Origin of the sequence: uncultured Peptoniphilus sp. (assembly GCF_946998875.1) — a bacterium.
Taxonomy (GTDB): Bacteria; Bacillota; Clostridia; order Tissierellales; family Peptoniphilaceae; genus Peptoniphilus_A.
Map to the genome: position 1 here is coordinate 243438 of NZ_CAMQAY010000001.1, position 24716 is coordinate 268153.

19 protein-coding genes are annotated in these 24716 nt (G+C 35.4%); 12 read left to right on the forward strand and 7 right to left on the reverse strand.

What is annotated here, in order from left to right; all coding sequences use genetic code 11:
* Window positions 1-22 precede the first annotated feature (22 nt).
* Window positions 23-1018 carry a LacI family DNA-binding transcriptional regulator gene (locus tag Q0U74_RS01190; RefSeq protein ID WP_297392144.1) on the reverse strand — a complete coding sequence of 332 codons (996 nt, stop codon included), beginning with the start codon at window positions 1016-1018 and terminating at the stop codon, window positions 23-25.
* Window positions 1019-1249: 231 nt separating this feature from the next.
* Here Q0U74_RS01190 and Q0U74_RS01195 point away from each other — a divergent pair, with 231 nt between their 5' ends.
* Window positions 1250-2224, forward strand: a complete 975-nt coding sequence (locus Q0U74_RS01195; RefSeq protein ID WP_297392146.1) for a dihydrodipicolinate synthase family protein — start codon at window positions 1250-1252, stop codon at window positions 2222-2224.
* Window positions 2225-2289: 65 nt separating this feature from the next.
* Window positions 2290-3555 (forward strand): Nramp family divalent metal transporter, encoded by a 1266-nt coding sequence (locus Q0U74_RS01200; RefSeq protein ID WP_297392148.1) that lies wholly within the window; start codon window positions 2290-2292, stop codon window positions 3553-3555.
* Window positions 3556-3625: 70 nt separating this feature from the next.
* On the opposite strand, the gene Q0U74_RS01205 is transcribed toward Q0U74_RS01200, so the two are convergent.
* The 3 genes from Q0U74_RS01205 to cysK are packed head-to-tail and all read right to left on the reverse strand — an operon-like array spanning window position 3626 to window position 5906.
* The gene (locus tag Q0U74_RS01205; protein ID WP_297392150.1) at window positions 3626-4456 is read right to left on the reverse strand and encodes a deoxyribonuclease IV; all 831 of its coding nucleotides are present in this window, start codon (window positions 4454-4456) and stop codon (window positions 3626-3628) included.
* 15 nt (window positions 4457-4471) lie between these two features.
* A complete protein-coding gene (gene epsC, locus Q0U74_RS01210) occupies window positions 4472-5023 on the reverse strand; it encodes a serine O-acetyltransferase EpsC (protein WP_297392152.1) in 552 nt (183 codons plus the stop codon).
* Window positions 5016-5906, reverse strand: a complete 891-nt coding sequence (cysK, locus tag Q0U74_RS01215; protein ID WP_297392154.1) for a cysteine synthase A — start codon at window positions 5904-5906, stop codon at window positions 5016-5018. Before cysK ends, epsC begins: the two co-directional genes overlap by 8 nt.
* A gap of 1152 nt (window positions 5907-7058) precedes the next feature.
* Here cysK and glmU point away from each other — a divergent pair.
* From glmU to pyk, 10 genes are all read left to right on the forward strand, one after another.
* Window positions 7059-8438 carry a bifunctional UDP-N-acetylglucosamine diphosphorylase/glucosamine-1-phosphate N-acetyltransferase GlmU gene (gene glmU, locus Q0U74_RS01220; protein ID WP_297392156.1) on the forward strand — a complete coding sequence of 460 codons (1380 nt, stop codon included), beginning with the start codon at window positions 7059-7061 and terminating at the stop codon, window positions 8436-8438.
* 12 nt (window positions 8439-8450) lie between these two features.
* Window positions 8451-9401: a ribose-phosphate pyrophosphokinase gene (locus Q0U74_RS01225; protein WP_297392158.1), complete on the forward strand. Its 951-nt coding sequence runs from the start codon at window positions 8451-8453 to the stop codon at window positions 9399-9401.
* Window positions 9402-9410: 9 nt separating this feature from the next.
* Window positions 9411-9980: an aminoacyl-tRNA hydrolase gene (pth, locus tag Q0U74_RS01230; RefSeq protein ID WP_297392160.1), complete on the forward strand. Its 570-nt coding sequence runs from the start codon at window positions 9411-9413 to the stop codon at window positions 9978-9980.
* An 8-nt stretch (window positions 9981-9988) separates the two neighbouring features.
* Window positions 9989-13468, forward strand: a complete 3480-nt coding sequence (mfd, locus tag Q0U74_RS01235; protein ID WP_297392162.1) for a transcription-repair coupling factor — start codon at window positions 9989-9991, stop codon at window positions 13466-13468.
* A 45-nt stretch (window positions 13469-13513) separates the two neighbouring features.
* Window positions 13514-14599 (forward strand): peptidylprolyl isomerase, encoded by a 1086-nt coding sequence (locus Q0U74_RS01240; protein ID WP_297392164.1) that lies wholly within the window; start codon window positions 13514-13516, stop codon window positions 14597-14599.
* 192 nt (window positions 14600-14791) lie between these two features.
* Entirely contained in the window at window positions 14792-15727 is a 936-nt protein-coding gene (gene whiA / locus Q0U74_RS01245) for a DNA-binding protein WhiA (RefSeq protein WP_297392166.1), read from the forward strand.
* Window position 15728: 1 nt separating this feature from the next.
* Complete coding sequence (locus tag Q0U74_RS01250) at window positions 15729-15995, forward strand: HPr family phosphocarrier protein (RefSeq protein ID WP_297392168.1); 267 nt, start codon at window positions 15729-15731, stop codon at window positions 15993-15995.
* A 192-nt stretch (window positions 15996-16187) separates the two neighbouring features.
* Entirely contained in the window at window positions 16188-19613 is a 3426-nt protein-coding gene (locus Q0U74_RS01255) for a DNA polymerase III subunit alpha (RefSeq protein ID WP_297392170.1), read from the forward strand.
* A 6-nt stretch (window positions 19614-19619) separates the two neighbouring features.
* Window positions 19620-20573, forward strand: coding sequence for an ATP-dependent 6-phosphofructokinase (locus tag Q0U74_RS01260; RefSeq protein ID WP_297392172.1), 954 nt, complete (start codon window positions 19620-19622; stop codon window positions 20571-20573).
* An 8-nt stretch (window positions 20574-20581) separates the two neighbouring features.
* Window positions 20582-22315 carry a pyruvate kinase gene (gene pyk, locus Q0U74_RS01265; protein ID WP_297392174.1) on the forward strand — a complete coding sequence of 578 codons (1734 nt, stop codon included), beginning with the start codon at window positions 20582-20584 and terminating at the stop codon, window positions 22313-22315.
* 49 nt (window positions 22316-22364) lie between these two features.
* Here pyk and Q0U74_RS01270 read toward each other — a convergent pair whose 3' ends face one another.
* The 3 genes from Q0U74_RS01270 to Q0U74_RS01280 all read right to left on the reverse strand — a co-directional run.
* Window positions 22365-23093: a putative ABC transporter permease gene (locus Q0U74_RS01270; protein WP_297392177.1), complete on the reverse strand. Its 729-nt coding sequence runs from the start codon at window positions 23091-23093 to the stop codon at window positions 22365-22367.
* On the reverse strand, window positions 23090-23560 hold the full coding sequence (locus Q0U74_RS01275) for an HD domain-containing protein (protein WP_297392178.1): 471 nt from the start codon (window positions 23558-23560) through the stop codon (window positions 23090-23092). The genes Q0U74_RS01270 and Q0U74_RS01275 overlap by 4 nt, the downstream gene beginning before the upstream one ends.
* Before the next feature lie 176 nt (window positions 23561-23736).
* The coding region (locus tag Q0U74_RS01280) for a hypothetical protein (protein ID WP_297392180.1) at window positions 23737-24716 on the reverse strand (980 nt) is incomplete at its 5' end.

The window sequence follows — 24716 nt, forward strand, 5'->3', positions numbered from 1 at the left end:
AAGCCCCGAGTTTATTTTTTTATTAGGTTGTTTCTCTAATATTTAAAGTTGTATTAAATGTTACATGTTCTACTTGTGAATAATTAGATTTTGAATTAATTTTATTAATTAAAAGTTCCAGTGACTTATGTGCGATTAGTTCAAGTGGCATTTCCATTGAAGATATTTTTGTTTCTAAAAGTTCACCCATTGAGTTGCCAGCAAGGCTTAAAATTTTCAAATCATTTGGTATTAAATAGCCCATATCTTTAGCGGCACGAAGAGTTCCCATTGCTTGAAGATCATTTGCAGTTAGGACTCCGTCTATATTTTTATATTTTTTAATTAATTCATTAAATTTATCATATCCAGTTTTATAAAAATCCATATTGTAGAAATTATTACTTATTGACAAATCATCCATAATCAATTCAGAGGTTGCTTTTAAGTATCCCCTATACCTTTCTGAAAAAGGTCTAATTTCCATTATTCCATTAATAAGAGCTATCCTTTCACAACCACAATTATGTAAAAAATGTACACTTTCGTGGGCACAATTAAAGTAATTTACATCAACTGAGCTCAATAAATCGGTTTGATTTCTGACTAACTGAACTACAGGCAAATCTGATGAATTTATATCTTTTATTAATCTTTTGTTTTGACCAGTTGAAACTATTAAAAGACCATCTGTATAACTATCTCTTATTTTTTTCAAAGAAGCCTCTTCAACATCTGGATTATCGTTAGTATTTATTATTACTATTTCATACTCATAATCTCTTGCTTTTTCTTCAATAAGTTGTACTAACTCGCCAAACATTGATAAAAATAGAGAGGGAATTATTACGCAAATACTTTTTCTTTTACCTTTTTTGACACCTTTGACTAATAAATTAGGTTTATAACTTAATTCTTCTACAGCAGCCATGATTCTTTTTTTGGTTTGAGGGTGTACATATCCACTATTGTTTAAAGCTCTAGAAACAGTACTTACATCAACATTCGCTAATTTTGCAACATCTTTTAATGTAGCCATAGGGTCCTCCATTCTTCAAATCCTTAACTACATAATATAGTTTTTTGTTTTTTATTGCAACTATAATGATTTACTATGTTAATGCAAAAATGTTGCATAGAAATTTTAATTTATGCAAAATATTGTACAAGCACTTGATTTCATTGACCCCACTTGGGAATAGATGTTATAAATTAGTTAGAAAACGTTGCAGCGTAAAAATCAAAAATAAAAATTTAAGGAGCAATAAAAATGACTAAAGAAAAAACTTTTAAAACTATATTTCCAGCAGTTTCTGTACCACTAAATGATGACGATACTATTAATGAAAAAGAATTTAGAGAATATCTAAGATGGCTAAAAACTTTTTACAACAAAGGAATCCAAGGACTAGTTGTAAATGGACACACTGGTGAAATCACAGGATTAACAGCTGAAGAAAGAATTAGAACTATAGAAATCGCAGCTGAAGAATGTGGAGATATTATGACAATAATATCAGGCATTAACTGTGAAAGCACAAACGGCGCTGTTCAAATGGCAAAAGATGCTAAGGCAGCAGGAGCTGACGGAATTTTATTAATGCCACCACACATGTGGTTAAGATTTGGAATGCATAAGGATGCACCATTTGAATTTGTAAAAGATGTAGCAGAAGGAGCAGATATAGATATTATTATCCACTTATATCCAGCTTTCACTAAGGCATTCTATCCAGTTGAAACTCTAATTAAAATGTGTAAAGAAATTGATCATGTTAAATGCATTAAAGTTGGTACAAGAGTTACACCAATTTATGAACACGACATTAGACTTCTTAGAGAAGAATGTCCAGACATATCTCTTATCACTTGTCACGACGAAACTCTATGCGTAACAATGTTTACAGGTGTAGATGGAGCTCTTATTGGATTCGCAGGATGTGTTCCTGAAATTATCTGTGAAGCATGGGATATCTTTAAGAATCCTGAAAAGCACACTCTTAAAGAAGCTCAAGATGCATCTGATAAGATTTATCCAATCAGTCAAGCTATTTATGGTGGCGGTCAACCATCTGGTGAAGCTCACGCAAGACTTAAAGAAGCTCTTGTACAAAGGGGAGTATTCTCAAGTGGACTTATGAGAAAACCAGTTCTTCCACTAAATCAAGAAGAAAAAGATTGGATCGCAAATGGTCTTAAGAAGAGTGGCTTACAAAAAGTTGATATGGCTGAGTTTAAAAAATAAAGAGAATTGAAAAGTCCTCTGACTCTTTTCAGAGCAGAGGATTTTTTGTAAAAAAGGGGCTAAATATGGATAATAAAAAACTAATTGGAGAAGATGTAAAAAAACTACCCTTCAAAGAACTAGTTAAAAGAATTGGACCTGGACTTATAGCAACTGGAATAGTTATAGGGCCTGGAGCAGTTACAACTGCAGCCATGATAGGTGGAAATTACGGTTATGATTTAATTTGGCTTTTGATACCTATAATTTTTATGGGAATAACATTTATGATGGTTACAAATAGGCTAGCCATAACAACAGGGCTACCTACAATTCATGCTATTCATAAATATTATGGACCAGTTGCTTCCTTTATTGTCGGAACTGCAACATTTATAGCCTGTTTGTTTTTTACAATGGGAAATATTTCAGGAACTGGTGCAGGTATGAACCTTATATTTGGAATAGATTGGAAAATAGGTTCTGCCATAATGGTTGCAATAGTAATTTATTGCTATTTTAGTAAGAATGTATATAACAAGGTTGAAAAGGTTATCACACTTTGTATATTGGGAATGATTATTTCTTTTTATGCGACATTGATAGGGGTAGGTGGACCTGATGCAAAAAGTTTTGCAGAAGGGATGACGAGTTTTAAAGTTCCAAAGGGAAGCTTTAGTACAGCACTTGCTTTCATTTCAACAAATGCTGCTATAACTGCAGGAATATATAACACTTATCTTGGACAAGAAAAAAAATGGAAGAAAGAAGATTTATTTAACGGAGTAATGTTTACCGATGCTTTAGTACACATAATTAGTGTAGTACTTATTTCAGGTGCTATAATATTAGTTGGAGCAATAGTATTACACCCAAGTGGTGAAAAAATAAAAGCTCCAGCACAACTTGCAGCATTATTAGTTCCTATAATGGGTAAAGCAGCAAATTATATTATGGGAGCAGCTCTTTTAGGTGCAGGCTTCTCTTCATTAATTGGTAATACACAGAGGGGAATTGTTTTATTAAATGCAGGTATGCAAAAAGAAGTAAGTCTAGAATCAAAATTAGTAAGAAATGGGTGTTTGCTAGCTCTTGCTTTTAGTATGATAGTTGCTTATGCTTTCAACGGCTCTCCGATACAGTTGATATTCATAGCTAACTTGGCTACATCTATTGCTACACCAGTTGGTGGATTATTTGTTACACTTTTAATATGGAGAGAAGATGTAAATGAAGGATATAAAAAGCCAACATTTCTTAGAATCGCTATGACAATTAGCTATATATTTGTTCTAGTTATGACTTTTTCTTCATTAAAAAACCTAATACCTAAATTGCTAAATATGTTTTAAATAAAAATCCTACTGAAAATACTATGTCAGTAGGATTTTTGTTTACCTATAAATTATTTATTTATAAAAATTATTTTCTTAGAGACCTTAAGACTTCTATTTCTTTTTTATAGCCCGAGAGGTCATTTGGTGTCTCAAGATAAAAGGGAAGGTCCCTTAACTTTTCGTGATTTATAATTCTTCCTATAGCTTCCAGTCCAATTTTCCCTTGACCAATTTTTTCGTGCCTATCCTTGTGGGCAAATCTTTCGTTTTTACTGTCATTTAAATGAATAGCATAGAGTTTATCAAGTCCAACAACTTTGTCAAAGTCATCAAGGACGCCATCTAAATCATTTACTATATCATAGCCTGCCTCGTGGACATGACAAGTGTCTATGCAGACGCCGACTTTTTCTTTTAGATGGACTCCTTCAATTATTCTTGCAAGTTCTTCAAAGTTTGAGCCAATTTCTGTGCCCTTGCCTGCCATGGTTTCAAGTAGAACTATAGTATCTTGATCTTCTCTAAGAACCATATTAAGCTGCGCAGAAATTATTTCTATTGCCGCATCTACGCCAAGACCTGTGTGAGAGCCTGGATGAAAATTGTAGTAAGTCTTTTTAAAATAATTTAGCCTCTCTAAATCTTCTGCCAAGACTATATTGGCAAACTCTCTAATACTTTCAGTAGAGGAACAAGGATTTAGTGTGTAGGGAGCATGAGCTAGAAGGGGACCAAAATTATTTTCTTCAGCAATTTGCATAAGCTTTTCTATGTCAGCTTCATCTAATTTTTTCATCTTGGAACCACGTGGGTTTCTAGAAAAAAACTGAAAGGTGTTGGCAGAAATAGAGAGAGCTTCTTCTGCCATGTGGGCGTAGCCCTTGGCTGTGGAAAGGTGGGCACCAATATAAAACATATTACCTCCTAATAATTAATGGAATTTATTTTCGCTGGGGTCGTGAAATTTTACAACTTCAGCTGGCACTCCAACAGCAGTACAGTTTGCAGGTATGTCTGTGAGGACAAGAGCACCTGCGCCAATTTTCGCACCGTCACCAATTTTTACTGGACCAAGGACAGTGGCACCTGTTCCTATTATTACATTGTTACCCACTGTGGGGTGTCTCTTCTTTTCCTTTTCATTGCCAGTTCCACCAAGAGTTATGTTGTGATACATGTGGCAGTTTTCACCAATTTCTGCAGTCTCTCCTATGACCACAGCCATGCCGTGGTCGATGAAGAGATTTTTTCCTATTTTTGCACCAGGATGAATTTCAATTCCAGTTTTTTTGCGAGACCTTTGGGAAATCCATCGGGCAAGAGTGGTATGGTCTTTTTCATAAAAGTAGTGGGCAATTCTGTGGCTAATCATGGCGGACACAATGGGATACATAAATATGGCTTCAAACAAGCTTTTGCAAGCGGGATCTTCTCTTAAAATAAATTTCCCATAGGATTTTAGTTCTTTAAAAAAATTAGTCATTTTTAAATAAGTCTGTAGACATATACCTTTCTGCAGTGTCAGGAGCAACTGTTACAATGTTGCCGCCAATTTCTTTTTGCATCTTTAATGCGCCAAGGACATTTGCACCTGCTGATATTCCCACTGAAAGTCCCTCTTCGCGAGAAAGTCTTCTTGCCATTTCAATTGCCTCATCTGATTTTACTGTAATAGTTTTGTCGAGAATTTTTTGATCCAAAACACCTGGAATAAAATTTGCACCAATGCCTTGGATTTTGTGGCCGCCAGCCTCACCCCTTGTAATAAGTGGAGACTCATCAGGTTCAAGGCCCCAAACTTTTATATCTTTATTTTGTGACTTCAAATATCTTCCAATGCCAGTCACTGTTCCGCCAGTGCCAATTCCTGCTACAAAACCAGAAATGTCCCTTAAATCCCTATAAATTTCTGGACCAGTAGTTTCTTCGTGAGCAAGGGCATTGTATTTATTTTCAAATTGGTTTGGCATAAAATAATTACCTGTGGCAACAAGTTCCTTTGCTTTATCCACTGCTTCTTGCATTCCGCCTTTGCCAGTTAAAATTAAATTTGCGCCAAAGGATGCAATTAAATTTCTTCTTTCAAGGGACATGGAAGAAGGCATGACTATATTTACCTTGTAGCCAAGAGCACGACCAATCATGGCAATAGCAATGCCGGTGTTGCCGCTTGTAGGTTCAACAATTTCCATTCCTTCTTTAAGTGAGCCGTCTTCTATGGCGCCCTTTATCATGTAAAGTGCAGTCCTATCTTTAATTGAGCCTGCTGGATTAGATTTTTCCACCTTTACAAAAATTTTTCCACCGCCAATGTTTTCTAGTTGGACGAGTTTAGATTCGCCAATTGTTTCTAATAAATTTGTCATTTTTTCCTCCTTAAAACTAAATAAAAAAAGAGAGTATATGAATTCATATACTCTCAAAATCTTCTTGCTTAAAATTTTAAAATATTGATTCACATTCAAATAAGTTCTATAAAATTTTTATAGAACAACAACAGAATGCTTGGCTTGTGAAATTTTTATAGTTATTAAAGTTTTTCATTTTTATCGCCTCATCAATATGCGTCAACTATACTATTTTAAAATTTATTTGTCAAGGAAAAGAAAAATTTTATTTTTTAGAAAAGCAAAGTAAAAATTTTAAGGAGGGGGTTAAGGGGCGTTGCGAGGCCCCTTGCTTGTGCCTGGTGGTATCCCCCTCCTTAAACCACCCCCTTTGAACCCCACGCGCTGAAAGTCCAAAAAAATCGGTCATGCTAAATTTTCAAAACTCGCTCTTCGAGCTCAAACAGTTGAAAATTTTTAACGCATAACCGATTTTTTTGCTTATTTTATGCACTCCCGCAAATTTACAATTACCACCAAAGATATTTTTCGAATAGAAAAAATCTAAAGGTTTAAGAATAAATTTTTATTTTAATTATCTTTTTGTCTGGAAGAAGACAGCTTAGCAAAAATGAAAATCTTGTCGGATGATCCCATAAAGGGAGGAAGCTGTTAAAAAATTCAACTGTGAATGAGCGATTGTAATTTGCGAAGCAAATTCAGTCGCTCAACCGACGAACTCTAACAACGAAAAGGAGCGAAGCGAACTTTGAGTTGATTAGGTTCGCGCGACGGTCGCGATGAAAAAAAGATAGTTAGTCAAAAAAATTTCTAATTTAAAGAAAAAAGTTTGCTTATAAAAGTTTAAGCGACCTAGTTTTGAATTTTAGGCTGACGACCGCTTATGGGAAGTAAAGAAAAGGCCCCTGCCAGGGCAAGGGGTTGTAGGGGAGGTTATAGGAGGGGGAGAAGGGGCATTGCTAGCCCCTGCTCCCCCTCCTAAAAATAAAATTTAAATAAAAAAAGAAATTATATATTTTAAAACAAAACTCAAAATAAAAAATTTTATATTAGTTCTAAAAGCACAGCTTTTAATATATCTCCTTATAATCTAAATAAATTCTCAAATTTTCTTGAATAAAAGGGGACAACTTAGTTATAATGTAATAAGTAAATAAAAAGAGGTGTTTTATGAAAGTTTCAGTTATCCTGGCAGCAGGAGAGGGAACGAGAATGAAGTCCAAAAAACCAAAGGTACTTCATGAAATTCTTGGAAGACCCATGCTTTTTTATGTCCTAAATTCTTGCAAGCATTCGCAAATTGAAAAGAATCTTGTAGTTGTTGGACACAACAAGGAAAAAGTGTGTCAAGCCTTCAAAGATGATAAAGGCGTAGAATTTATTGAGCAGCCCATTGGCGAGGATGTGCCTTACGGTACGGGATACGCTGTTTTAAATGCTCTTGATAAAATAAAAGATGAAGATACGGTTATTATTTTAAATGGCGATACTCCCATAATTTCTAATTCGACTATTTCTTGCTTTTTGAAATTTCACGAAGAGAGAAATAATGATGTCACAGTTCTATCTGCTGACATGAAGGATCCTACTAATTATGGAAGAATTGTTCGTGACGAAAATGCAAATGTAGTTGCTATTGTTGAAGAAAAGGACGCAAGCGAAAAGCAAAAGTTAATTCGTGAAATCAATTCAGGAATTTTTGCCTTTAAGGGTTCTTCACTAAAGTTTGCCCTTTCAAAAATCGACACAGACAATGCGGCAAATGAAATGTATATCACTGATGCTCTTGGAATTTTAGTAGAAGCTGGAAAAAGGGTTGATTCCTTTAAGCTAAGAGATACTAGAGAAATTCTTGGAGTAAACTCAAGATATGAGCTTTCTATTGCGGCAGAAATTTTGCAAAAGAAAATAAACAAGGAATATATGTTAAGAGGCGTTGGCATAGTTGATCCAAAGTCCACTTACATTGAATGGGGTGCAGAAATTGACAGAGATGTCATGATTTATCCTGGCACTCGCATTGACAGAAACTCTGTCATAAAAGAAGGCTCAGAAATTTATTCTTCTACAATTAAAAATTCTGTAATTGGCGAAGATGTAATTATAAGAAGCTCTGAAATCGAAGATTCTTCTATTGGAAGGGGAACTACTGTTGGACCTTACGCCCACCTTAGACCTAATTCTAAAGTTGGAGAAAATTGCAAAATTGGAAACTTCGTTGAAGTTAAAAATTCAACTGTGGGAAATGGCTCCAAGATGAGTCACCTTGCCTATATTGGCGATGCCGATGTGGGAAGTGGAGTTAACATTGGCTGCGGAGTTGTCTTTGTAAATTACAATGGAAGAGAAAAGTTTAGGGCAAAAGTTGGCGACAATGCCTTCATTGGCTCTAATTCAAATTTAGTTGCGCCAATTGTAGTGGAAGAGGAGGCATATATTGCTGCTGGTTCCACAATTACTAAAGATGTTTTGAAGGGTCAGCTTTCTCTTGAGAGAGCTCCTCAAAAAAATATAGATGGTTGGGTTAAAAGAAAAGGATTTGTCAAATAGGAGGATATGGTAATGAGCACTGTTAATGGAGATATTGTTGTATTTACAGGAAATTCTAATATAAGTCTTGTAGATAAAATTTGTGAAAATTTGGGAATTGAAAAGGGCGCTTGCACTGTTTCAACTTTTTCTGATGGTGAAATTTCTATTGATATTGGAATTTCTGTAAGAGGCAAGGATGTTTTTGTCATCCAATCTACTTCTGCACCAGTAAACACAAATTTAATGGAACTTTTAATTTTAATTGATGCCCTAAAGAGAGCATCTGCTGGAAGAATCAATGCAGTTATTCCTTATTATGGATATGCAAGACAAGATAGAAAGACTAAGGCAAGAGAACCTATTACATCAAAACTTGTTGCAGACCTTTTGACTAAGGCTGGAGCAGACAGAGTTGTTGCAATGGACCTTCACGCAGGACAAATTCAAGGTTACTTTGACATTCCTGTTGACCACTTAACTGCAATTCCTTATCTTGCAAGATACTTCAAGGATATTGTTAAGGAAGATGACTTTGTTGTTGTTTCTCCTGACTTAGGTGGAGTTACTAGAACTAGAAAGTTTGCCAACGAATTAAACCTTCCAATTGCAATTATTGAAAAGAGAAGACCAAAGGCAAATGTATCTGAAGTTATGAATATCATAGGTGATGTTGATGGCAAGTCTGTAATTTTAGTTGATGACATTGCAGACACTGCAGGAACTATTACTAAGGCTGCTGATGCCCTTAAGAAAAGAGGAGCAAAATATGTTTACGGAGCTGCAACTCATGGCGTATTATCTGGTCCTGCCATTGAAAGAATAAAAAATTCATCACTTGAAAAATTTGTAATCACTGATACAATTGAACTTCCAGAAGAAAAGAAGATTGATAAAATTGATGTTGTTTCTGTTGCTCCAATTTTTGCATCTGCAATTAAGAGAATTAACACTTCAACATCAGTTAGTGAAATGTTTGAATAAGGTGATCTAGTGTATATAATAGCAGGTCTTGGCAATCCCGGCAAAAAGTACGAGGACACAAGACACAATATTGGCTTTAGAACTATTGATGCACTTGCTGATAAATTAAACATAAAAGTTAATAAGATTAAATTTAAGGGGCTTGTAGGTGAAGGGAGAATAGCGGCAGAGAAGGTTATTCTCCTAAAGCCCCATACTTTTATGAATAATTCTGGCGAGTCAATAGTTGAAATTTTAAATTTTTATAAATTAAAGCCAGAAGATTTAATAGTAGTAGTAGATGACATAGACATTGAGTTTGCACAGTTAAAGATTAAGAAAAATGGCTCTGCAGGTACTCACAATGGACTAAAGTCAATTGTAAATTTAACAGGAAGTAAAGACTTTGCCAGGTTTAAGGTTGGTGTTGGCAAAAAACACCCCAATGAAGATTTGGCAAATTTTGTGCTGTCCTCTTTTCCTGCAAAGGACAAAACTCACATTGAATATGCAATAAATGCCTGTGCCGATGCAATTATTGAAGCTGTTTCAAGGGGCATTGACAAGTCAATGAATTCTTACAACAACAATATTTATTGAGGTGAATCTTGGATTTTTTAATAAATAGCGTAAAGAATTTAAAATCTTTTAAAGAAGTAAATAATTCAATAAAAAATTCAAAGAACACTGCTGTCTTTGGCTCAGAAGAGGCGGTGCTCTCTCTTTTTGCGCCTGCCTTTAATGATCTTGGCAAAAAAGTTTGTGTTATTTCACAAAATAGGGTCACTGCAAGAAAGACTTATGAAGATATATCAAGTATTTCCAGTGCAAATTGCCTGCTCTATCCAGAAAAAGATGTCTTCTTTTACGAGAGGGATTCAAAGTCAAAGGAAAACACCAAGAAAAGACTTGAGGCAATGGCTGAAGCCTCTAGTAAAAGGGCGGATATTGTTGTTACTACCCTAAATGCCCTTACTGCAAAAATTTCTAAGAGAGAAATATTTTCAAGCTACAAGATAAATATTAAAGCTGAATCACAAATTTCTCTTGAAGAATTGAGAGTAAAGCTAATTGAAATGGGCTACGAAAGATTTCCAAGCGTGGAAGGAGTAGGTCAATTTTCCATAAGAGGTTCCATCATTGACATTGCAACTTATGATGCAAACTATAGAATTGAACTCTTTGACGATGAAGTGGACTCCATTAGGAGCTTTGAAATTGAAAGTCAAAGGTCCATTGAAAGGCATGAAGAAATAAATATTTTTCCCATTGAAGATTTGATTTTAAAAAGCCAGGAGAAGAAAAAAATTGCTGAGAAAATCAAAAAAGACCTTGGTAAGACAAAATTATCTGGTAAGGAAAAAGATAGACTTAATGAAAAGTTTTTGAGATGCATTGATAGACTTGAAAACGACGAAAATATTTTAAACAAGGACTTAATCCTTCCCTATGTTGATGAAGATGAAGTGTCATCCTTTTTAGATTACTTAGATGATTACATCTTCTTAATTGATGAGCCCACGAGGATTGTGGAAAGAGAAGAGGAACTTGCCCAACAAAATGGAGAGAAGTTTGCCATTTTAATTGAAAATGGAGAAGTGACAAAGGCTCACGAAAAAACTTTTTACTCCTACAAAGATCTTGTAGACAAGTTAAATGAAGAGAGCCTTATAACTTTTAACGCCCTCCTAAAGCCACCTAAGTCCTTTAAGCCAAAGGACATTGTAAACATAAAGGTTAAGAGCGTGACAAATTATATGTCCAAGATAAAACTCTTCAAAGAGGACTTGGACTACTATGGAAAAAATGATTTTAAGGTAATTCTTCTTGGTGCCACAGAAAAAAGAGCCAAGAGGCTTTTTGACCACCTAGTAGAGCTTGGTTATTCGCCAGAACTTGCCAAGGACTTTGGCAGCTTTAAAGAATATGCCAATTTAATTGTAACCACAGGAGCCTTAAATGATGGCATAGAGTTTACTGATTCAAGAACAGTCTTTATAAATTATTCTGAAATCTACGGCTCTTTTTCCAAGAAGAAAAAAAATAAGCCTGCTAAGAAAAAATCCTTAAACTTTGAAGATTTGGCTATTGGCGACTTTGTAGTCCACGAGGCACATGGCGTTGGCAAGTATGTGGGTACAACAAGGCTTGCCGTCTCTGGCATCCAGAGGGACTACATTGTCATTGAATATGGCGGCGAGGACAAATTATTTCTTCCAATTGAATCTCTTGACTCAATTTATAAGTATGTGCAAGAGGGCAAGAGAGAGCCAAAGGTAAATAAATTAAATTCCCTTGATTGGAAAAAGAAAAAGGCTCACGCTAAAAAATCCATTGACGACATGGCTGATGAGCTGATAAAACTTTATGCCACTCGTGAAAACACCAAGGGCTATGCCTTTAGCAAGGATTCTCAGTATCAAAGGGAGTTTGAAGACGCCTTTATCTACGAAGAGACAAGTGGTCAGCTAACTTCTTCTGAAGAGATAAAAGAGGATATGGAAAAGCCTCTTCCCATGGATAGACTTCTCTGTGCCGATGTTGGTTATGGCAAGACTGAAGTTGCCCTTCGCGCTGCCTTTAAGGCAATCCTTGATGGCAAACAAGTGGCACTACTTGTTCCAACGACAATCCTTGCCCAACAACACTACAACACAATTAAGGAGAGATTTAAAAATTTCCCAGTGGGCGTTGGACTTTTGTCCAGATTTAGAAGTAAGAAGGACCAAAAAGCAGATCTTGAAGGACTTAAAGATGGAAATATCGACATCATAGTTGGCACTCACAGACTTCTTTCAAAGGATGTTCACTTTAAAGACTTGGGACTTTTAATAATAGATGAAGAGCAGAGGTTTGGAGTGCGCCACAAGGAAAAACTTAGGATGTTAAAGGAAAATGTAGACACCTTGACTTTAACAGCCACGCCAATACCAAGGACCCTACAAATGTCCATGATTGGCATAAGGGACATGTCTGTAATTGACGAGCCACCTGAGGAGAGATTTCCAGTTGAGACTTATGTCTTGGAGTATAACAATTTAATGGTTCGCGAGGCAATTTTAAAGGAAATCGAAAGAGGGGGACAAGTTTACTTTTTATACAACAAGGTTGCCAATATGGAAAATAAACTTTTGGAACTTAGAAAACTTGTGCCAGAGGCGACTTTTGCCATGGCAAATGGTCAGATGAGTGAAAAAGCCTTGGAAGACACAATGATTGATTTTATAGAGGGAAATATTGATGTCTTAGTTTGCTCCACAATTATTGAGACGGGCATGGATGTTCCCAATGCCAATACAATGATTATTACCGATTCAAATCGCCTTGGACTTTCACAACTTTACCAGCTTAGAGGTAGAATTGGCAGGTCATCAAGAATTGCCTACGCCTATTTCACCTACGACAGGTCAACTTCTATATCAGAAGTTGCACAAAAGAGGCTTAAAGCTATAAAGGAATTTACAGAGTTTGGGTCTGGTCACAAAATTGCAGAGAGAGACCTTGAGATAAGAGGGTCTGGCTCAATTTTAGGCTCAAGACAGTCAGGTCATATTGAAAAAATTGGCTACGACCTTTACATGAAGTATCTTAAAGATGCAATTATGAAGTTAAAGGGTCTTGAAGTGGAAGAAAAAGTTGACACTACAATTGATCTTAAGCTTGATTCCTTTATACCAAAAGAATACATTGAAGACGACAAGACAAGGCTTGAAATTTACAAAAAGATTTCTGTCATCGACACTGAAGAGGCTTACTCAGACTTAGTAGAAGAATTAATCGACAGATTTTCTGACTTCCCTGATGAAGTTTCAAACTTAATGGACATTGCACTATTAAAGAACAAGGCTCAAAAGGCAAATGTAAAATCCATTACAGAGAGAAAGGGCGAGTACAGGATAAAAGTGGAAGGGGAAGTTTCCCTTGAAGCCATAATGGAAATGAATAGTGAATTTGAAAATATTTCCTATTCCATGGGCGATGAAAATGAAATTGTCTTAAATAAATTAAAATATCCATTAGATGAACTTAAAAAACTTGTGACAATTTTGTATTTACACAAAAAGGACACAAAAACATCTAAAAAGTAGTGTATAATAAGGTTATTAATTAAAAATATGAATAAGGAGAAAGATATGAACTTTAAAAAATTTAGTAAATTAGCAGTAGCTATTGCCCTAGCTGGCACATTAGTTGCTTGTAGCGGAAAAAAAGAAGGAGTAGCAGCAACAGTTGGTGGAGTTGATATTCCAATGGAAGATTACTACAAATCTTATGCAGCAAGAGTTAACCAACTTACATCAATGTATGGTGAAGATGTTCTTAAAAACAAACAAGATGGAAAGAAATCTACTGACGAACTTTTAAGAGAACAAGCCATCACTGACTTAACTACTACTGAAGCTTTAAAACAAGATGCAGCAAAATCAAAAATCGAAGTTAGCGACGACGAAGTTAACAAGAAAATCGACGAAATCAAGGCACAACTTGGTGGAGAAGAAGCCTTTAAAAATTTCTTAAAACAAAATGGACTTCCAGAAGATTATGTTTTTGAAAACATGAAAAACCAAATGTTAGTTGGAAAGTGGACTCAAGCAAAAACTAAGGAACTAGAGCCAACTGATGAAGAAGTTAAAAAATATTATGAAGACAACAAAGATAAGTACTACAAGGCTAAGGCATCTCACATTTTAGTTGACGATTTAAAGGAAGCTAATGTTCTTAGAAAACAAATCCTAAAGGGAGAAGATTTTGCTAAAGTTGCAAAGGAAAATTCAAAGGACACTGGTTCTGCTAAAAACGGTGGATCTCTTGGAGAATTTACAAATGGTCAAATGGTACAAGCCTTTGACGAACAAATTGCAAAGATGAAGGCAGGAGACATCTCTGAACCTATTCAAACTCAATTTGGTTACCATGTAATTAAACTTGATGAAAAAAATCCTCGTGAATTTGAGGAAGTTAAGGGAGAAATAAAACAAACTCTTCAACAAGAAAAATTCAAAGAATACATTGACAAGGTTAAAAAAGATGCAAAAATTAAAACTTATGTCAATACTTCAAAAGAAGTTGAACTTCCAGATGAATTTAAAAACTTTGGTAAAGTAGAAAAAGAAGGTTCTGCTAAGACTGAAAAGGCAGCAAAAGAAAATGCTAAGGCTGCAAACAAAACTGCAGAAGCAGCAAAAGAAAATGCTAAAACTGAAAATAAGGCAAAATAATTATTGAAAAATTTAAAATTTTAATTTATAATTTAAAACCTGTGCTGAAACAATGTAAAAATTATTTCAGCCAGGTTTTTTCTTTTGTAAATTTAAAATTTATTAAAATTTATATAAAAATGCTAAAGATAAAAAAATTATTTTTAAATCTGTTATAATAAAGTAAAAGGATTTCAGTAGCGAGGTGAAGTCATGAGCTTTTCATCTGAAGTTAAGGATGAGGTTGCAAAGATAAAAGTTGATAGTTATGAAATAATTCTATCTGAACTTGCAGGCATAACTCCCATGTGCGGAGTTTTAAATTTTAAAAACAACAAAATTTCCATGGAATATATAACAGAAAATGCGTCAGTAGCGCGAAGAGTCTTTACTTTTTTGAGAAGGTCCTTTGGATTTGTAGTGGAAGTTAAAAATGCAAAGTCCACTCAACTTAAAAAAAATGTATTTATTATCTATATATCTCAAGATGAGTCTTGCAGGTTGTTACTAGATGAGTTAAAATATATAAAGGGTGCAAGCGTATTTATGATTAATTATGCGCCCACTGATCTCATAAAAACTGTGAATGAGAAAAAGGCCTACATCCGCGGTGCCTTTATGGGTTCAGGCTCCATTACAAATCCAGAAAAAGGATATCATTTGGAATTTGTCTCTGAAAACGAATCCAACGCAAACTTTTTAATGGATGTAATTAATGATTTTGGATTTAATTCTAAAATAATTATGAGAAAGGAAAAATACATAGTCTACATTAAGGACTCGGAAAAAATTTCAGATTTTCTATCTCTCATTGGAGCTTATAATTCTGTTTTAAAGTACGAAAACATAAGAGTTATAAAAGATATGAGAAATAATGTCAACAGAATTGTAAATTGTGAGACTGCAAACTTAAATAAAACTGTGAAGTCCTCCTATGACCAAGTTGAAGACATTAAAATAATCGATAGAGAGATTGGTTTAGATAATTTAGATGAGGAGCTTAAAGCTATTGCAATTTTAAGACTTAACAACAGGTCAATGAGCTTAAATGATATTGCAAATTCGCTAGAACCCAAAATCTCAAAGTCCACTGTTAATTATAGATTTAAAAAAATTAGAAAAATTGCTAACAAGTTGAGGGGTGTATGAAATGACAAATAAAAAAGTTGTACTTAATAATAATGACGGGCTTCACGCTAGAGCTGCTGCACTTTTTGTTAGAGAGGCAAATAAGTTTGCATCTGACATAAATTTAGAGGCACATGGCGATAAGGTTAATGGAAAGAGTATCATTGGCATCATGTCTCTAGGTGCTTTTTCAGGAGAAGAAATTGTCATTGAAGCTGAAGGTGCAGACGAAGAAGAAGCAGTTGAGAGATTAGCTCACATTGTTGAAAAAGAATTTATAAATCTTTAATAAATATTTTACTTTTTAGAGTTTTGCTTTGTCGAAACTCTTTTTTCATCTCCTTTTATTTGTTTCATGGCTTTGATAAAATATAGGAAGGATTAAATATGCCTTTAAGTTTAAAATTTTCTAAATAAATTTAAAGGATGAAGAATTAAAAATTAAGGACGATTTTTTAAGAATAGATTAAAGGATGATTCTATGAATAAATTTGTGCATTTGCACCTTCACAGCGAATACTCCCTATTAGATGGGTCAACGAGAATAAATCTTTTGCCAAAGCGCGTTAAAGAGCTTGGCATGGATGCAGTGGCTTTAACTGATCACGGCAATATGTATGGTGCCATTGCCTTTTATAAGGCCTGCAAGGATGAGGGCATTAAACCAATTTTGGGCTGCGAAGTTTATGTCTCTGAAAAGGACATGACTATAAAAGACAAGACCAACAAGAGGTTTCACTTAATACTTTTGGCAGAGAACAATGAAGGCTTCAAAAATATTATGAAAATTGTCTCTCTGGGTTTTGTTGATGGATATTATTACAAGCCTAGAGTTGACAAGGAAGTTTTAAAAAAATATGCCAAGGGAGTAATTGCCACATCAGCTTGTCTTGGCGGCGAAGTGCAAAGACTTATTTTAGATAGAGATTTAGAGGCTGCAAGAGCTGCTGCCAATGAATACAGAGAAATCTTTGGTGAAAATAATTTTTTCTTGGAACTTCAAGACCATGGCATGCCAGAGCAAGCTCGAGTAAATCGCGAACTTGTAAAAATTTCTCATGAATTAAATTTTCCACTTACTGTATCAAATGATGTTCACTACTTAAATAAAGAGGATGCCAAGAGTCACGATATTCTTCTCTGCATTCAAACGGGAAAGACAATTAACGAAGAAAATAGAATGAAGTTTCCATCAGATGAATTTTATTTGAAATCACCTGATGAAATGGCAGCACTTTTCCCAGAAAACAAAGATGCCCTTGAAAACACAGTAAAAATCGCCAAGAGATGTAATGTTGAAATAAAATTTCACGAACAACATCTGCCTGAATTTGCTGTGCCAGAGGGCTACACTCACGAAGACTATTTAAAAAAACTTGCTCTTGATGGAATGTATGCTCGCTACGAAAATGTTACTGATGAGATAAAAGAAAGATTTGATTTTGAATTTAATACCATAAAAAATATGGGCTTCGTGGATTATTTTTTAATAGTTTGGGACTTTATTAGGTACGCCAGAAAACACGAAATTCAAGTTGGACCGGGAAGAGGTTCAGCAGCAGGCAGCCTTATTTCATTTTGCCTGGGCATAACAGATGTTGACCCGCTGAAGTTTGACCTCCTCTTCGAAAGATTTTTAAATCCAGAGAGAGTTTCCATGCCGGATATTGACATCGACTTCTGCTATGAAAGGCGTGAAGAAGTTATTGAATATGTAAATAGAAAGTACGGCGATTCCCATGTTGCTCAAATCGTAACCTTTGGAACAATGGCGGCAAGAAATGCCCTAAGAGATGTGGGTCGTGCTCTTGACATGTCCTATGCCAAGGTGGACTACATTGCCAAGCAAGTGCCACAGGCTATCAACATGACCCTTGAAAAGGCTCTGGAAATTTCTGAAACCTTTAAGGAAATTTATGACTCTGAAGAGGACTCAAGATTTTTAATAGACATGGCATTAAAGCTTGAGGGACTTCCAAGACACACATCAACTCACGCAGCTGGCGTCGTCATTTCAAAGGACGAGCTGACAGAATATGTGCCCCTAACTCGTAACGACAAAATTATTGCAACTCAGTTTAATATGATTGAGCTTGAAGAGCTTGGTCTTTTAAAGATGGACTTCTTGGGACTTAGAACACTTACTGTCATTCGAGACGCAATAAATTTAATAAGAGAAAATGAGGGAAAGACAATTTCCTTTGAAAAATTTGATTACAACGACCCCGATGTATTAAAGATGTTTGCAAAATCAGAAACTCTTGGCGTCTTTCAATTTGAATCCTCTGGCATGAGAGCCTTCCTTAAGGAATTAAAGCCTGACGAATTTTCAGACTTAGTTGCAGCCAATGCCCTCTTTAGGCCGGGACCAATGAAGCAAATTCCAAAATTTGTGTCATCAAAGCATGACAAGAGCAAAATTTCTTACCTTCATCCAAAGCTTGAGCCAATCCTAAAATCCACCTACGGTTGTATCGTTTACCAAGAACAGGTAATGCAAATTGTTCAACAAATTGGCGGCTACTCTCTAGGAAGAGCCGACATAGTAAGGCGTGCAATTTCCAAGAAAAAGATGAAGGTCATGGAAGAGGAAAGAAAGAACTTTATCTACGGCAACGAAAAAGAAGGAGTTTGCGGTGCCATTGCCAATGGAGTTGACGAAAAGGCTGCCAACGAAATTTATGATTTGATTATAGACTTTGCCGACTACGCCTTTAACAAGTCTCACTCCGTTGCCTATTCAGTAGTTGCCTATAGGACTGCTTGGCTAAAATATTATTATCCAAGAGAATTTATGGCGGCACAAATTTCAACTTACACCAATGACATCAAGCAAGTAAGTCTCTATATCGAAGAGATAAAGAGATTGGGCATAGAAATTTTGCCACCTAATATAAATTATTCTTTTAAAAATTTTACTGTTGAAGATAATAAAATTCGCTTTGGACTAAAGGCAGTTAAAAATGTTGGCGACAACTTAATTGATTTAATTGTTAAAGGAAGGGAAAAGGGCGAATATAAATCCTTAAAGGACTTTGTCGATAGAATCAATGCCATAGATAAGTCTGTCTTAAATAAGAGGGCGGTTGAGTCCCTAATAAGGTGTGGAGCCATGGATGATTTTGAGGGTAACAGGGCACAGTACCTTGCCATTTATGAATCAGTCCTTTCATCTTCATCTAACACTGCAAAGAGCAATGTCTTGGGACAATTTTCTCTCTTTGAAGAGGCAACCTTTCACGAAGATTTGCCTGTCTTAAAAGACTTTAGGCAAAAGGACAAGCTTGACATGGAAAAGGAAGTCATTGGCATGTACATCTCTGGCCATCCCCTTGACCCCTATAGAGAAATAATTGAGAAGTCCACAAATATTAATACCAACCAAATTTTTGAGAAGTATAGAGAAAATCTTTTGAGGACTAGCAAGGTAAAAGTTGGCGGAATTTTAAAGTCTAAAAAAACTATGATTACAAAAAACAACAAGATGATGGCTTTTGCAGCCCTAGAGGACCTCTTTGGCACCATTGAACTTGTAATATTTCCCAATGTCTTTTCAAGGTACAAGGACTTAATTGAAGACGAAAATGTGGTCTTCGTTGAAGGACACTTTCAAGAGTCAGAAGTTGAGGAGCCAAAAATTTTAGTTGATGCCCTATCTAGGATTAAGATGCCTACAAAAAACAAGTTATACATTTCCATTGACTCCATGAAAAATGAAAGGCTTGGAGAAATGAAAAATATTTTAAGAGAATATGAAGGCAGCACTCCCGTAGTATTTTTTGAAGAAGAGACGAGAAGGGCATATGGAACAGAATCAAACTTGTGGATTGATGCTACATCCTTTACAGAGATACAAGATAAATTGGCAGTCTTTACTAAGAGTAGAGAAAAAATTATTTTAAAGTAGGTGCGTATGAGAATTGCAATTTTAACAAGTGGCGGCGATGCTCCAGGCATGAATGCCGCAATAAGAGCAGTGACTAGGACTTCAATATACGAAGGAATAGAAGTTTTTGGCATAAGCGGAGGCTATGAAGGCTTAATCGATGCCAAGTTTGAAAAATTAATTCAGTCATCAGTTGCCGACATCATTCAAAGAGGCGGAACAATTTTATCCACTTCAAGGTCGGAAAGATTTATGACAGAAGAGGGACTAGAAAAGGCAATAAATTCCCTTAAAATTTTTGAAATAGATGTCTTAATTGTCCTTGGAGGCGACGGAAGCCTTCGTGGGGCAAAAATGTTGAGAGACCGCGGCATAAATGTCATTGGCATTCCCTGCTCCATTGACAACGACCTTGCCTACACAGATTTTACCATAGGATTTATGACGGCAGTGGAAACTGTAACTGAAGCAGTGAGCCACATTAGGGACACAACAGAGGCACATGGTCGTGCCAATGTCGTTGAAGTAATGGGCAGAGACTGCGGCGACATTGCCCTTTATTCTGGAGTTTCTTCTGGAGCAGAGTCAATAATTGTTCCAGAAATTCCCATGGACATAAATGAAATTGCAGAGAAGGCAATTATGGGCAAGAACAGGGGCAAAAAGCATCACATAATTTTAATGGCTGAGGGCTGTGGCTCTGCCTTTGACTTTGCAGAAAAATTTCAAAAGCTTACAGGCATAGACACAAGAGTAACTGTCCTTGGCTACATCCAAAGGGGAGGAGCCCCAAGCATCTTCGACAGAATTTTGGCATCAGAGCTCGGTTACTTGGCAGTAAAAGAAGCTAAGGCTTTTAAGTCTCTTGCCCTTGGCTTTAAAGATGGCAAGGCAATATCCATGGACTTTGACGAAATTTTTAAGATTAAAAAAGTTTTTAGACAAGATCTTTTAGACATACTAAAAACTGTTTCAATATGAGGTGATTTATGAAAAAGACAAAAATTGTTGCCACAATTGGACCTGCCAGTGAAAGTGAAGAAGTTTTAAGAAAATTATTCACAGAGGGTGTAAATGTTGCAAGACTAAATTTTTCTCATGGAAGCCACCATGAACACAAGGTAAAAATTGACAGAATAAAAAAATTAAGACGGGAAATGGATATACCCATTGGCATAATGCTTGACACCAAGGGACCAGAAATTAGACTGGGAGACATTGATGGAGAAGTTCTTCTTCAAAGTGGCGAAGAATTTATTTTAACTAACAAGGATTTAGTTGGCGATGAAAAAATTGCCAGCATCTCCTACAAAGAGCTTTACAAGGATGTGAAAGTGGGCGGCAAAATTTTAATAGACGACGGACTTGTGGAGTTACTTGTAAAAGAAATTCGTGGAGAGGAAATTATAACAGAAGTGGAAAATTCTGGCGCCATTTCATCTCACAAGGGAGTTAATGTACCTGGAGCCAACTTAAATCTTCCTGCCCTAACAGAAAGAGATATAGAAGATATAAAGTTTGGAATAAAGGAAGACATAGATTTTATAGCGGCATCTTTTGTTAGGTCTAGAGAAGATGTCCTTGCCATAAGAAAAGTTCTTGAAGAAGAGAGGGACTACACCACAAAAATTATTTCTAAGATTGAATCACAAAAGGCAGTGGAATTAATTGACGAGATTATAGAAGTTTCTGACGGAATAATGGTTGCCAGGGGAGATTTGGGCGTTGAAATCGAGACAGAAGCTGTGCCAATAGTGCAAAAGGAAATTATAAAAAAGTGTAATATAGTTGGGAAATCTGTCATCACTGCAACTCAAATGCTTGACTCCATGATTAGAAATCCAAGACCAACTCGTGCAGAGACAAATGATGTTGCCAATGCAGTTCTTGACGGGACAAGTGCCGTCATGCTTTCTGGCGAAACTGCCAGCGGAAAATATCCCCTAGAAGCAGTCATCACAATGAGAAAAATTTTGGAGTACACAGAAAATACTATTGACCACGATGAAATTTTGGAAAATAGAATAAGAGATGTGGAAAAATCCATGACTAACTCTATAGGAAGATCTGCCTGCGTAATTGCAAGAGACCTTGGAGCAGAGGCCATAATCACAGCTACAACTTCAGGCAACACTTCAAGAGCCATTGCAAAATTTAGACCAGAGACGCCAATTATTGCATCAACACCCTTTGAAAAAGTTAAAAATCAGCTTAGCCTTGTCTGGGGCATCACACCAGTTAAAGTTTTAAACTTTAAGGACACAGACAATTTAATTGACGCTTCAATGGAAGTTGCAGTGTCAAAGGGCTTAATAAAATCTGGAGATTTAGTTGTCCTTACTGCAGGAGTGCCTGCTGGCATTGCTGGTTCAACTAACCTTCTAAAAATTGAAAATGTTTCAGAAATTTTAGGAAGGGGAACTCCAATAGGAAAGAAGAAAAAGAAGGCTAGAGCTCTTGTGGCAAATGGGATTGAAGACTTGGAAAGAGACTTTAAGATAAAGGACATCATAGTATGCCAAGGAACTGATGGCAGGATGATTCCTTACATGGAAAAATCTTCTGGCTTTATAACAGAAGAAGCTGGCTTCACATCAAATGGAGCTGTGGCGGCAATTTCTCTTGGAAAAACTGCCATAGTTGGAGTAAAAGATATAACCAAAAAAATAAAAACTGGTGACCTCATAACCATTGACCCCGTAGATGGAACTGTTAGAAGATAAAAAATTTTGACAAAATAAAAATTTGCATAAAAAAAAGACCTCGTGATTATTAAAAATTATCACTAAAGAGGTCTTTTATTTTTGTGTAATTAATTCTCTTTAAATTTTCTTCTCTGTCCTTTAAGTTTGAGTTAAAGTTTTCAAATTTTATCTTAAACTTTTTTGATTCAGACATTAATTTTAGATTTGCCAATCGCTCCGATTCATTTAGATAATTAAAATAGTTTTCACTTTTATTTTTTAGCTTGCAGTAAATTTTGTCCAAGTCTTTAGAAAGTCCAAGTAAATGATTTAAAGTTAAAATAAGGTCCATTGTGAAAAATATTGTAAATATCGAAGCTAGTGACTCAATAATTCTATCTTCAGCAGCTGATAAAAATAATAACATCACTGGAGTAAAATATTTGACGATAATTATATTTGCCATGCCAAAAACTATAAGGCCGTAAAGGCAAACTCTGCTTTTAATTTGGAAGGGATAGTCGCTGTAGTCCCACCATCTTTGGTGAAAAAATCTCTCCAAAAAATATCCTATAATGTACTCAATTGTGCAAGATAAAAGGGCAGAGTAAATAAAAATATGAAGGCTTGAGTCAAAATTTTTAAGCATCAAATATGATAGTGTTGCGCCAATGCCATAGATGGGGCAGGCTGGTCCAATTAGAAAGCCTCTGTTATACATTTTATCTAACTCAATAGTAGAGCAAGGGAAGCTCTCCCAGCACCAGCCTATAAAGGAGTAGATAAAAAATATTAGATATAATTCTGAAATTTTCATAAATTTTCTAAACCCACTTTCACAAATCTTGACGAAACAGTTTCCACAGCAGAAACATATTTGTCAGAGTAAGTTACAATCCAAGATTCCAAATACCTTGGCGGAATAATAGTTAGAGGGAACATGTGCTTTATTATAATATCTCTCTCAAGGCGATTTAAGTTTAATTCACTCTTTGCATTCTTATAAGCCCTCATTGGATGAGTAAAGCCATGAATCCACCTTTCCCTTTTGCCATCGTGCCAATCGTATAGGAAATAATCGTGAAGAAGGGCGCCCCTTATCATGGAGTCCATGTCCACATCCAAATTGTATTTTTCTGCAATTTCAATGGATTTTTTTGCAACAGAAATAACATGAGTGTAGACAGATGTGTTGCCATGTTGTATGAAATTTTTTGTTTCATTAAATCTCGTGTTCTCACTTAAGAAGGCGATGATTTCTTCAAGTTTTTCTTTGTTATTCATAAAATCTCCTCATTGTTATTCTAATCTATAAAAGTAAAATTATTTCAAAGTTTTTGTTAAATTTTTGAGACATTTAAAAATTTTATGTAATAATTATAAGCCTTTTACAGAAAAAAATTTTAAAAATTTTAATTTGCAAAAAATAAAAGCCATATTCCTATGACTTTTATTTTTTACTAAAATTTTGTTTCAAAGTAAATTCTCTTTTCGCCTTCTGTCAAAATATCTGTGATTTCTAATAATTTTGCACTTTCCTTGTCAACAGAGATTAAAGAACTTGCCTTCTCAACAATAGAAGGACTTAGAGAATACCTTTCAGCAATTTTTTTAATTTCATCTGGGTTTTTAATTGTAAATTCGTAAGTGACCTTGTCCTTTCTCTTTAAGATTGTTGGATTAGTCTTTACAGAATTTAAAAATTCAGCTAAGTTTTCTCTTGTAAGTGATTTTTTAATATCATCAACTGAATAGTTTTCGTCTAAAGGCTTTTTAGTTTTAAGGTCTTCAACTTTGATGTTTATTTTTTCACTTGCAAGCTCCCAAGGATTTTCGCTTAGGGATTTTATTATGTCGCTGTATTTTTCATTAGTAGAAATAATTTTTTCTGCTTTAGTTTCTTCAAGAGGCTTTTCAGTTTTTTCTTTAGCTTCAGGGTTAGCTTCAACTTTTTCAACCTTAGGCTCAACTTTTTCCACAGCTTCATTGACTTTTGCCTTAGCTTCTTCGATTTTAGGTTCAACCTTTTCAGCTTTTGCTTTAGATTTTTCCGCAGGTTTTTCAGCCTTTGCTTCAGCTTTTTTCACTGGCTTAGCAGCTTCTTCTTTAGCTTCTACTTTTGGCTCAACCACATCTACCTTAGGCTCAACTTTTTTTACAGGTTCATTGACTTTTGCCTTAGCTTCTTCTATTTTTGGTTCAACCTTTTCTACTGGCTTTTCAACTTTTTCAGCCTTAGCTTGAGTTTTTTCTGGAGCCTTTTCAGTTTTCGCTTCAGATTTTTCCACTGGCTTTGCAGTTTCTTTTTTAACTTCAGTCTTGGCTTCAACCTTTTCTACTTTTGGCTCAACCTTTTTTACAGGCTCATTAACTTTTGTCTTAGCCTCTTCTATTTTTGGTTCAACCTTTTCTACTGGCTTTTCAACTTTTTCAGCCTTAG

What these genes read in the sequence shown, in the direction of transcription:
- Q0U74_RS01190 (WP_297392144.1), bottom strand. Translation starts at nt 1,018, where the DNA reads ATGGCTACATTAAAAGATGTTGCAAAATTAGCGAATGTTGATGTAAGT.
- Q0U74_RS01195 (WP_297392146.1), top strand. Translation starts at nt 1,250, where the DNA reads ATGACTAAAGAAAAAACTTTTAAAACTATATTTCCAGCAGTTTCTGTA.
- Q0U74_RS01200 (WP_297392148.1), top strand. Translation starts at nt 2,290, where the DNA reads ATGGATAATAAAAAACTAATTGGAGAAGATGTAAAAAAACTACCCTTC.
- Q0U74_RS01205 (WP_297392150.1), bottom strand. Translation starts at nt 4,456, where the DNA reads ATGTTTTATATTGGTGCCCACCTTTCCACAGCCAAGGGCTACGCCCAC.
- epsC (WP_297392152.1), bottom strand. Translation starts at nt 5,023, where the DNA reads ATGACTAATTTTTTTAAAGAACTAAAATCCTATGGGAAATTTATTTTA.
- cysK (WP_297392154.1), bottom strand. Translation starts at nt 5,906, where the DNA reads ATGACAAATTTATTAGAAACAATTGGCGAATCTAAACTCGTCCAACTA.
- glmU (WP_297392156.1), top strand. Translation starts at nt 7,059, where the DNA reads ATGAAAGTTTCAGTTATCCTGGCAGCAGGAGAGGGAACGAGAATGAAG.
- Q0U74_RS01225 (WP_297392158.1), top strand. Translation starts at nt 8,451, where the DNA reads ATGAGCACTGTTAATGGAGATATTGTTGTATTTACAGGAAATTCTAAT.
- Q0U74_RS01240 (WP_297392164.1), top strand. Translation starts at nt 13,514, where the DNA reads ATGAACTTTAAAAAATTTAGTAAATTAGCAGTAGCTATTGCCCTAGCT.
- whiA (WP_297392166.1), top strand. Translation starts at nt 14,792, where the DNA reads ATGAGCTTTTCATCTGAAGTTAAGGATGAGGTTGCAAAGATAAAAGTT.
- Q0U74_RS01250 (WP_297392168.1), top strand. Translation starts at nt 15,729, where the DNA reads ATGACAAATAAAAAAGTTGTACTTAATAATAATGACGGGCTTCACGCT.
- Q0U74_RS01255 (WP_297392170.1), top strand. Translation starts at nt 16,188, where the DNA reads ATGAATAAATTTGTGCATTTGCACCTTCACAGCGAATACTCCCTATTA.
- Q0U74_RS01260 (WP_297392172.1), top strand. Translation starts at nt 19,620, where the DNA reads ATGAGAATTGCAATTTTAACAAGTGGCGGCGATGCTCCAGGCATGAAT.
- pyk (WP_297392174.1), top strand. Translation starts at nt 20,582, where the DNA reads ATGAAAAAGACAAAAATTGTTGCCACAATTGGACCTGCCAGTGAAAGT.
- Q0U74_RS01270 (WP_297392177.1), bottom strand. Translation starts at nt 23,093, where the DNA reads ATGAAAATTTCAGAATTATATCTAATATTTTTTATCTACTCCTTTATA.
- Q0U74_RS01275 (WP_297392178.1), bottom strand. Translation starts at nt 23,560, where the DNA reads ATGAATAACAAAGAAAAACTTGAAGAAATCATCGCCTTCTTAAGTGAG.